Here is a 9082-nt window from a genome sequence, read left to right as displayed (position 1 = left end):
CGCCAGTACGAAGGCAGCGATGACGGCCGCATCGATCGGATCGGTCTTGGCCCTGCGGCCGAGCGCGTTGGCAAAGGCGCGCACCTGCGCCGGATTGACAACAACCACCCCAAAACCAGCTGCCGACAGGCTACCCGCCGCTAACATCTCGTAGCCGCCGGTCGCCTCCAGGCCGACGATCGTCGGCCTGGAGGCGCCCAGCCCGGTGATTAATTCCTCAAGGCCGGCGTGGTCGTTGCTGACCGCGAAGTGCTCGCCTGAAGGGTGCAGCGCCACGTCCAATCGGTCCTTGGAAACATCGATACCGACAACCACCCTCTCATTCATCTCCATCTGATCCCATCCTTGCCTAAGCGGGCTTTGCTTTCGCAAGCGGCCCCGGCGACTGTTCGGGTTCAATGGAACGGCGGACGGAGACCCAGGCTCTCCCACGGGCTTGGTGTCCCAAAGGTGCAACGGTCTTCCATCCGCCACCGCAACAGGCAGTACTACGCCAATAGCGGGTAAAGGGAAGTTACAAGGGTGCCGGCAGGCGGATGAGGGGCGCGGCAACCTTCATCGTCAGGCCTAAATTTTCCGCACAATTTTGACCATCTGGTCAAACATGCTGCAAAATGAGGCGGTGACCTGTTAATTTCAGGGCAAGCGATGCATAGAACGCATTGCTGCATTGCAATATTTTCGCTGTTCCCGATCGAGTGAACGCGGTACATATATCTCCGTAAGCAGCGCACTCCTCCTCCCAGCGCTCTTACATCGGACTGACAACACTCCTCCTCCCAGTTGTCAGTCAGGATCAAGAGCCCGGCGCACCTCCTCCCGCGTCGGGCTTTTTTCTTTTTCCACCCCAGCTCTTCACCGCGCGCAATTTGACTCGGCAAGCACCGTCGGCCTATTTGAACGGGCGCCGCCTGCCGGTGCGTGCACCGGTTGGAGTTAAGTCATGATCGGCAAATGGCGCGGCCCGCGGGCGGCTACGACAGGTCTTCTGCTTGCGGCGTTTGCGCTTGCCGGCTGCGGCGGCAGGCCGGTCGGCGTCATGCAGGCGGCCGGCAGCGTTCCCCCTGGCACGTCGAAAGTCGATCTTCTCGTCGCGACGACCCGCGCTGCCGACGACAATCCCGCCGTGCTATTTTCAGGTGAACGCGGCACCGGGCTCACCGCCAATGCCGTCGATGTCTCGATCCCACCGGAAGCCAATCGCAAGGTCGGCCAGGTGCAATGGCCAAGGCGGCTGCCGGCCGATCCGCTGCGCGATTTCGTCACCGTGTCTGTCGATCCACTGCGGGGCGAGCGGGCTGGCGAGACCTGGCTGAAGGGCCATATGCCTAGGAGTCGCCGGGTGCTGGTCTTCGTGCACGGCTTCAACAATCGCTACGAGGATGCCGTCTACCGCTTCGCGCAGATCGTCCATGATTCGCATGCCGACGTCGCCCCCGTCGTCTTCACCTGGCCTTCGCGCGCCAGCATCTTCGATTACAATTACGACAAGGAAAGCACCAACTATTCCCGCGATGCGCTGGAGGAGCTGCTCACCCGCACCGCCGCCAATCCGGCCGTCAGCGACATCACCATCATGGCCCATTCGATGGGCACCTGGCTGACCGTCGAAGCACTGCGGCAGATGGCGATCCGCAATGGCCATGTCGCCCCGAAGATCAACAATGTCATCCTCGCCTCGCCCGATCTCGATGTCGACGTCTTCGGCCGCCAGTTCGTCAGCCTCGGTAAGGACCGGCCGCATTTCACAATCTTCGTCTCTAGGGATGACCGGGCGCTCGCTCTGTCGCGGCGCATCTCCGGCAATGTCGATCGGCTCGGCCAGATCGATCCCTCCGTCGAACCCTACCGCAGCAAGCTTGAGGCGGCCGGCATCACCGTGCTCGACCTCACCAAGCTCAAGGGTGGCGACCGGCTAAACCACGGCAAATTCGCCGAAAGCCCGGAAGTGGTGAAGCTGATCGGCGACCGGCTGATTGCCGGCCAGACCATCACCGATTCCAATGTCGGCCTCGGCGAAGCCGTCGGCGCGGTGGCGATGGGCGCTGCCCAGACAGCGGGAAGTGCCGTCAGCGTCGCCGTCAGCACGCCGATCGCAATCTTCGATCCGCGCACCCGCCGCAACTACGACGCCCAGCTGAAGCGTCTCGGCCAGTCGATGAACAATACCGTGGGCTCGGTCGGCGACAGCGTCGGTGCCGGCCTGCCGGAAAGCCAGTAAAAATTCCACAGAGTAATTCCAGCAAAAGTGCACGGCGGTTTTGCGTTTCGGAATTGCGAGAAAACAAAGAGCTAGAGATTTTCCGTGATTCGGAGAAAACGGAAATTCTCTAGGCATCGCCGCCGATCTGATATATCAGACCGATGGACGGCAATCCTGTCTGCCGTCTGGGTGGGTTGATCGCATGGCGGATGAGACGAAGAAAAAGGTTGTTGTCGTCGGCGCAGGCGTGATCGGCGCCTCGATCGCCTTCGAGCTGCAGCGGCGCGGCCTTGAGGTGACGCTGATCGACAAGGCTGAGCCGGGACGCGGCACGTCTTTCGGCAATATGGCGAGCATCGCGCTCGATTTTTCCGCCGGTTCCGGCCCCTCGACCTGGAAGAAGATGCCCGGCTGGCTGCTCGATCCGGAAGGCCCGGTCTGGCTGAGGCCCTCCTATGCGGCAAAGATGCTGCCCTGGTTCCTGCGTTTCCTCGCCGCCGGCCGGCCGTCGCGTCTGCGACAGATCGAGGATGCCGGTATGAGCCTGTCGCTCCGCGCGCTCGCCGATTTCAGGCAGATGCTCGAGGCGATCGATGCGTCTGACATGATGACCCAGGAGGGCTGCCTGGCGATCTACGAGACAGAGGCGGAATTTGCCGCCGATCGCGGCCATCTCGCCATGATGCAGCGCTACGGCCTCGAATTCGAGGTGTTGAGCAACGGCGCCATCCAATATTACGAGCCGGCGCTTTCGCCTTCGATCGCCAAAGCCGTGCTGCTGCCCGACAACAAGTCGATCCGCGATCCCTACAAGCTGGTGGTGAAACTCTTCGACGCGGCAAGAGCTGCCGGCGCGAATTTCGTCTCCGGCGCGGTCAGGAATATCGAGCGCAGGGGCGATGGCACCGCCGTCGTTCTCCTCGACGATGACAGCCGCATCGAGGCTGGTTCGGTAGTGCTCGCCGCCGGCGTCCACACCCGCTTCCTCGCCGAAAAGCTCGGCGAGCCGATCCCGCTCGAAACCGAGCGCGGTTATCACACCCAGATCATGAAGCCCGGCATCACCATGCGCTATTCGGTGATCTGGCCGCATCGCGCCTTCATGGTGACGCCGACGGCCGGCGGCATCCGTGTCGGCGGCAATGTCGAGCTCGCCGGTCTCGACGCCGCCCCCGATTTCCGCCGTCCGCGGGTGCTGGTGCGCCATGCCCAACGGGCGCTGCCCGGTTTGAAACTCGCGGAGGCGACGGAGTGGATGGGTCATCGCCCGGCACTGCCCGATACGATCCCGATCATTTCGCCGTCGTCGAAGATACCGGGGGTTTTCTATGCGACCGGCCACGGCCATCTCGGCCTGACCTATGCGGCAACGACAGCCCGGCTGATCGGCGATATGATGACCGGCACCGAACCGCCGGTCGACATGAGCCCGTTCCGCATAGACCGATATTAGAACCGGATTTAATGTCGACGGCGGCGTCACCCGTCGCGTCCGAACTGGAGTTTTCTGAGATGAGATGGAAGCGCACGATCCAGCTGCTGGACGTTCATGCCGAAGGCGAGATCGGCCGCGTCGCAATCGGCGGCGTGCCGAAGATCCCGGGCGAGACCATCGCCGCCCAGCTGCAGTGGCTGAACACCGATCCGAAGGGCGACGAGCTCCGCCGCTTCCTCTGCCTGGAGCCGCGCGGCGCCCCGATCGGCTCGGTCAACCTGCTGCTACCGGCACGGCATCCCGAGGCGGATGCCGCCTTCATCATCCTGCAGCCCGACCAGGCGCATGCGAGCTCAGGCTCGAACTCGATCTGCGTGACGACAGCCCTGCTCGAATCCGGCATCGTCGAGATGCAGGAGCCGGAGACGACAGTCACGCTCGAAACCGCAGCCGGCCTGGTCAAGGCGACGGCAACCTGCCGCGACGGGCGCTGCGAGAAGGTCCGGCTGACCATGGTGCCGTCCTTCGTGCATGAACTCGATGTCGCAATCGACACGCCGCATTGGGGAAGGATCAAGGCCGACCTCTGCTATGGCGGCATCTTCTATGCCCTCGTCGATGTCGACCAGATCGGTCTGAAGATCGAGAAAGCCAATGCCGCCGGGCTCGTCCAGGCCGGCATGATCCTGAAAGAATTGATCAACCGCGACATCAAGGTTGTCCATCCCGAGATCCCGGCGATCTCGGGTGTCGCCTATGTGATGTTCCGCGATACCGAGGCCGACGGCACGGTGCGCACCTGCACAACCATGTGGCCGGGCCGGGCCGACCGCTCGCCTTGCGGCACCGGAAATTCCGCCAATCTCGCCACCCTTTATGCCCGCGGCAAGGCCAAGATCGGCGACGTCTTCACCTCGAAATCGATCATCGGCTCGGAATTCGAGGTCGGGTTGCAGGCGGTAACCGAAGTGGCCGGCCGCCCGGCGGTGATCCCGACCATTACCGGCCGCGGCTTCACCTTCGGCCTGACGCAGGTGGCGCTCGACCCCTTCGACCCGCATCCCGCAGGCTTCGCGCTCACGGACGTCTGGGGGCCGTCGGCCGGGGAGATTTGACGCTCGGGCAGGGTGCCGATCGTGTGAAGCGGTTTTCGAGTGGCATCCTGTTCTAATGCGCTCTACCAGAGTCCGCCGCCGGCCGGGCGGGTGCGTCGTTTCACAAACTGCGCACAGAATTGCGCTCCACCAGCTTGCAGGAGACGACACGACTGCTGGCGCGCACATTGTCGCCTGCCACCACTGTGTTCAGCCACTCCGCCCCCTGAAAACCGAGATCGTAATATGGCAACGCCGCGGTGGTCAGTTCCGGCTTCAAGGCCAAAGATACGGTCCTGAAATCGTCAAAGCCGACAATACTGACGTCCTGCGGGATTCTGAGTCCAAGCGCCATGGCCGCGATGTAGATTTGGATCGCCATTTCATCGTTGCCACTCATGATCGCGGTTGGCCGGTCCTTTTGCTGCAGCATTTCGGTCGCCGCTGCGAAGACATAGTTCTCCTCGGCCCCGACCGGTCCCTCCATTCCAAGACGAATGGTGAGGTCACCGTCTGCCACTTCAAACTCTTTGGTGGCCTGACGAAAGGCGTCCAAGCGCAGCTCTGCTCCCAGAAGAACTGGGTTAAGTCTGATATAGCCGATCCTGCGATGGCCCCGTTCAAGCAGATAGCGGGTGAGGTCTCGGGCGCCCTGGAAGTCGTCAGGCTCTATGGACGGAAAAAGTTCACTGGTTTGCGGTCGGCAGTTGATCATCACCGTCGGGACGCTGACATCGCCGGCCACGGGATCCACGATTCGATGGTACATCGTCACATAGAGGACCCCATCGATGCGATGGGACTGGAACATTTTCCAGATTTCCGCCTCGCGTTCGGACGAGCCGCCGGTGTTCGCCATCAGGATGGTTTTGCCGTGCGTGTTGGCCCAGTCCTGGATCCCGCGTACGATGTCGACCGAATAGGGCGTGGTCGAGACATAGTCCGTGATGATCCCGAACGTGTTGGACCGGCTGGAGCGTATCTGGCGCGCGGCCATGTTGGGGACGTATCCCAAGTCTCGAATGGCTTTTTCCACTCTTTCTCGGGTGTCCTCCGTCACGTGCGGTTCGCCGTTGATGACCCGGGACACGGTCTTGTTCGATACCCCGGCCGCTTTGGCGACGCTGACGATACTGACCATGTCCAATCCTTTTCCTGCTTAATTACCTTGTACACGAACGGAATGACAACGTCGACAATTTTATGACAACGTCGTCAATTTGAATTGACAACGTTGTCATTGGAAGATTATGTTGCCTGTCATCGGAGGTTGGAGCGAGAGCCTCGGATCAAAGACAGGAGGATCTGATGAAGTATTTGCTTTCTGCCAGCGCGCTTGCGCTCATCTTCATGGCGGCCCCAATGCAGGCCGAAACGATCAATGTCCTGGTCGAAGGCGGCGGGGAGATGCTGCAAAAGGCCGTGGCCGAGAAGTTCACTGCCGAGACCGGCATTGAGGTGAAGTTCTCCGTCGTCCCCTATCAGGGTGTGTTCGACAAGTTTTCGGCCGAGATTGCTTCCGGTTCGTCGGCCTTCGATGTCGTTGCGATAGACGTCGTATGGAATGCGAAATTCGCTGGTCATGTCGAGGATCTCTCGCCTCTCTTTACCGAGGCAGTGCGCAAAGACCTGCCTCCCGCTTTGCTTGCGGACGCCAAAGTTGGCGGCAAGATGATCGGAATGCCGGCCTGGGCGAATGCCGAGATCGTTTTCTATCGCAAAGATCTCTTCGACAAGCCGGAGGAACAGAAGGCGTTTCAGGCAAAATACGGTTATCCCCTGGCGCCGCCGAAGAGCTGGCGGCAATGGCGCGACATCGCAAAATTCTTCACCCGGGACACGGATGGCGACGGCAAGACCGATTTCTGGGGCACCGATACCATCGGCACCTTTTCTGAGGAGTGGATGGCGCATGTGCTTCAGGCGGGCTCGCCCGGGGTGATCCTCGACAAGGATGGCAAGGTCATCATTGACAATGAAGCGCACAAGAAGGCGCTCGAATTCTACATCGCGCCGCACTGCACCGATCATTCCGTTCCTGAAAACGTCAACGAAATCGGTTGGGGCGAAGCTCAAAACCTGTTCTATCAAGGCAAGACGGCGATGATGAAATTCTGGGCGCACGCCTACAAGATGACACCTGAGGATTCCAAGGTCAGCGGAAAGGTCGGCGTGGCGCCGATGCTTGCAGGTGAGGCCGGAATCGCGGCCATTCCCGGTCCCTGGTACAATGTCGTTCCGTCGACCTCCCAGCACAAGGATGCAGCCAAGAAGTTCATAGCCTTCGCGATCGCCAACAATGCCCTCGGCATCGAGGCTCCGCTTGGCCTCGCCGCGACGAACTCCGCCTACCGAAGCTATGTCGACAAGCCCGGCTATGAGCATTTCACACCGCTCCTCGAAACGCTTGGGGCTCCTGCGACGCAAGGCCGGCCGATGAACGAAAAATATCAGGAAATCGTCGACGAAGCGGTGCTTCCCGCGGTGCAGCAGGCCCTGACCTGCAAAGCGGATGTCGGCAAGGTCCTGACGGACGCCAAGGAAACGATCGAGGATATCCTCCACTAACCCGTATCCTTAACCTCAGCGGGGGACCGAAGGTCCTGCGCCTATCATCAGCTTTCGGAGACGGCCATGTCGGGTGAAGACCGATTTGTGCTCTACATGCTTGCGCCGGCGCTGGCCATCCTCGGCTTGCTGGTCGCATACCCGGTAGGGCTCCTGGTGTTCGATTCCTTTTTCAAGGTCGATACCATCGCACCCCACATACGAGAGTGGGTGGGTCTCAAGAATTATGTCGATGCGCTAACCTCGAAGCGCGTCGCCGAAAGCGCCTTTAGAACCGTCCAATATTCAATCTTCGCACTGTTCTTCGAGTTTACCTTCGGCTTCTGCGCCGCTCTGCTGTTCTCGGCTCTGCCCGGCCAGTCACGTTGGCACCGCACGATCTTTACTCTGCCGCTGATGGTGCCTCCGATCGTCGCCGGCCTGCTGTGGCGCTTTCTGCTGGTCGGGAACATCGGCATTCTGAACTACGGACTCGTCCATCTGGGCATCATCAGCGATCCCGATGCGATCGCGTGGCTTTCCGACGAAGATATCGTCATCTATTCCGTTTCCTTCGCCGATATCTGGTTGACGACCTCCTTTGTCGCGCTCGTATCCTACGCCGGATTGACGAACATTCCCAAAGACCTGCTCGAGGCCGCGCGGATCGACGGTGCCAATGCGTTCAAACGGTTCTGGCATGTCACGCTGCCGCTGATGCGCCCGGTGATTGCCGTCGTCGTCATCGTGCGCGGGGTGGATGCAGCCAAGACCTTCGACCTCATCTGGATACAAACGCAGGGCGGTCCCAACCATGCCTCGGAGGTGTTTTCGATGAACATCTACCAGCGCATGGTTCGGTTCGGTGACCTCGGCGAAGCGTCGGCGTCGGGCGCTCTTTTCCTGATGGTCATGATGCTTCTGGCCGCCGCAGCCTATTGGAAGATATGGAGGCCGGCCCATGCATAGAGCGCCTCGCCTCAATGCCAGCGGAGTCCTGATTAACGCCGCAGCTCTCGTGCTCGTGCTGTCCTACGCTCTGCCCTACATCTATCTGTTGATGACCTCCATCAAACCGGCGGCCGATGTTCAGCAGATCCCGCCGAGCTTCTTTCCTGCGGTCATGTCGTTCGAGAACTTTCGGGCGGTGCTGCAGTCGTCGACCCTGCCGAGAGCTTTCGTCAATTCCCTTTCGGTTGCGGTGCTCACCACCGCGCTCTCCCTTTTGGTTGCCGTGCCTGCCGCTTACGTTGCCACGCAGTACCGACGCCGGATCACCACGCTTTTTCTGCTTTTTGCCCTGATCACGCGCATGGTGCCGTCGGTGTCGCTGGGTGTGCCGCTGTTCCAGCTTTTGAAGTCCATGGGTCTGCTTGACACTATTCCAGGGCTTGTTCTCGCCCACACTTCGGCCGCTGTGCCGCTGGCGCTGCTGCTCATGGCCGCTTTCTTCGAAGGTGTGCCTAAGGAACTCGAAGAGGCTGCCCGCATGGATGGCTGCACGCGATTTCAAGCCTTTCGGAAAATCATCCTTCCCGTCATGACGGGCGGCATCGCAGTCACCGCACTCTTCACGTTCATCACCAGTTGGAACGAGTTCCTCTACGCACTGCTGCTGACGTCGGAGACGAGCAAGACGGCGCCGATCGTCATTGCCGAATACAATTCCGTCTACGGGCTTGCCTGGGGCGCGATGACCGCGGCGGCGGTGCTCTATTCGCTTCCCGTCATCATCGTGACGCTCGCACTTCAAAAACAGATCGTCGGCGGCCTGACATTCGGCGCTGTAAAGGGATGAGGAGG

General features: G+C 60.8%; 8 protein-coding genes. 6 read left to right on the top strand and 2 right to left on the bottom strand.

What is annotated here, in order from left to right; genetic code table 11:
• The coding region (locus tag HJB84_RS31005) for a transposase (RefSeq protein ID WP_221117786.1) at positions 1-333 on the bottom strand (333 nt) is incomplete at its 3' end.
• Between the two features lie 610 nt (positions 334-943).
• Here HJB84_RS31005 and HJB84_RS31000 point away from each other — a divergent pair.
• From HJB84_RS31000 to HJB84_RS30990, 3 genes are all read left to right on the top strand, one after another.
• Positions 944-2221, top strand: a complete 1278-nt coding sequence (locus HJB84_RS31000; RefSeq protein ID WP_207582710.1) for an alpha/beta hydrolase — start codon at positions 944-946, stop codon at positions 2219-2221.
• Between the two features lie 184 nt (positions 2222-2405).
• Entirely contained in the window at positions 2406-3656 is a 1251-nt protein-coding gene (locus HJB84_RS30995) for an FAD-binding oxidoreductase (RefSeq protein ID WP_207582711.1), read from the top strand.
• A 59-nt stretch (positions 3657-3715) separates the two neighbouring features.
• Positions 3716-4753 carry a proline racemase family protein gene (locus HJB84_RS30990; RefSeq protein ID WP_207582712.1) on the top strand — a complete coding sequence of 346 codons (1038 nt, stop codon included), beginning with the start codon at positions 3716-3718 and terminating at the stop codon, positions 4751-4753.
• Positions 4754-4853: 100 nt separating this feature from the next.
• On the opposite strand, the gene HJB84_RS30985 is transcribed toward HJB84_RS30990, so the two are convergent.
• Complete coding sequence (locus HJB84_RS30985) at positions 4854-5873, bottom strand: LacI family DNA-binding transcriptional regulator (RefSeq protein WP_207582713.1); 1020 nt, start codon at positions 5871-5873, stop codon at positions 4854-4856.
• Positions 5874-6040: 167 nt separating this feature from the next.
• On the opposite strand from HJB84_RS30985, the gene HJB84_RS30980 reads away from it, so the two are divergent.
• From HJB84_RS30980 to HJB84_RS30970, 3 genes are all read left to right on the top strand, one after another.
• The gene (locus HJB84_RS30980; protein ID WP_221117785.1) at positions 6041-7300 is read left to right on the top strand and encodes a sugar ABC transporter substrate-binding protein; all 1260 of its coding nucleotides are present in this window, start codon (positions 6041-6043) and stop codon (positions 7298-7300) included.
• 66 nt (positions 7301-7366) lie between these two features.
• Positions 7367-8248 carry a carbohydrate ABC transporter permease gene (locus tag HJB84_RS30975; RefSeq protein WP_207582715.1) on the top strand — a complete coding sequence of 294 codons (882 nt, stop codon included), beginning with the start codon at positions 7367-7369 and terminating at the stop codon, positions 8246-8248.
• Positions 8241-9077, top strand: a complete 837-nt coding sequence (locus tag HJB84_RS30970) for a carbohydrate ABC transporter permease (RefSeq protein ID WP_207582716.1) — start codon at positions 8241-8243, stop codon at positions 9075-9077. Before HJB84_RS30975 ends, HJB84_RS30970 begins: the two co-directional genes overlap by 8 nt.
• Positions 9078-9082 lie beyond the last annotated feature (5 nt).

It is taken from the genome of Rhizobium sp. NZLR1b (genome assembly GCF_019685155.1).
Lineage (GTDB): Bacteria > Pseudomonadota > Alphaproteobacteria > Rhizobiales > Rhizobiaceae > Rhizobium.
Note: the sequence above shows the minus strand (reverse complement) of the source record. Positions and strands in the feature narration are given on the sequence as shown.

Bases quoted from the DNA above. Each gene is read 5' to 3' on its own strand.
- HJB84_RS31000 (WP_207582710.1), top strand. From the start codon at position 944: ATGATCGGCAAATGGCGCGGCCCGCGGGCGGCTACGACAGGTCTTCTG.
- HJB84_RS30995 (WP_207582711.1), top strand. From the start codon at position 2,406: ATGGCGGATGAGACGAAGAAAAAGGTTGTTGTCGTCGGCGCAGGCGTG.
- HJB84_RS30990 (WP_207582712.1), top strand. From the start codon at position 3,716: ATGAGATGGAAGCGCACGATCCAGCTGCTGGACGTTCATGCCGAAGGC.
- HJB84_RS30985 (WP_207582713.1), bottom strand. From the start codon at position 5,873: ATGGTCAGTATCGTCAGCGTCGCCAAAGCGGCCGGGGTATCGAACAAG.
- HJB84_RS30980 (WP_221117785.1), top strand. From the start codon at position 6,041: ATGAAGTATTTGCTTTCTGCCAGCGCGCTTGCGCTCATCTTCATGGCG.
- HJB84_RS30975 (WP_207582715.1), top strand. From the start codon at position 7,367: ATGTCGGGTGAAGACCGATTTGTGCTCTACATGCTTGCGCCGGCGCTG.
- HJB84_RS30970 (WP_207582716.1), top strand. From the start codon at position 8,241: ATGCATAGAGCGCCTCGCCTCAATGCCAGCGGAGTCCTGATTAACGCC.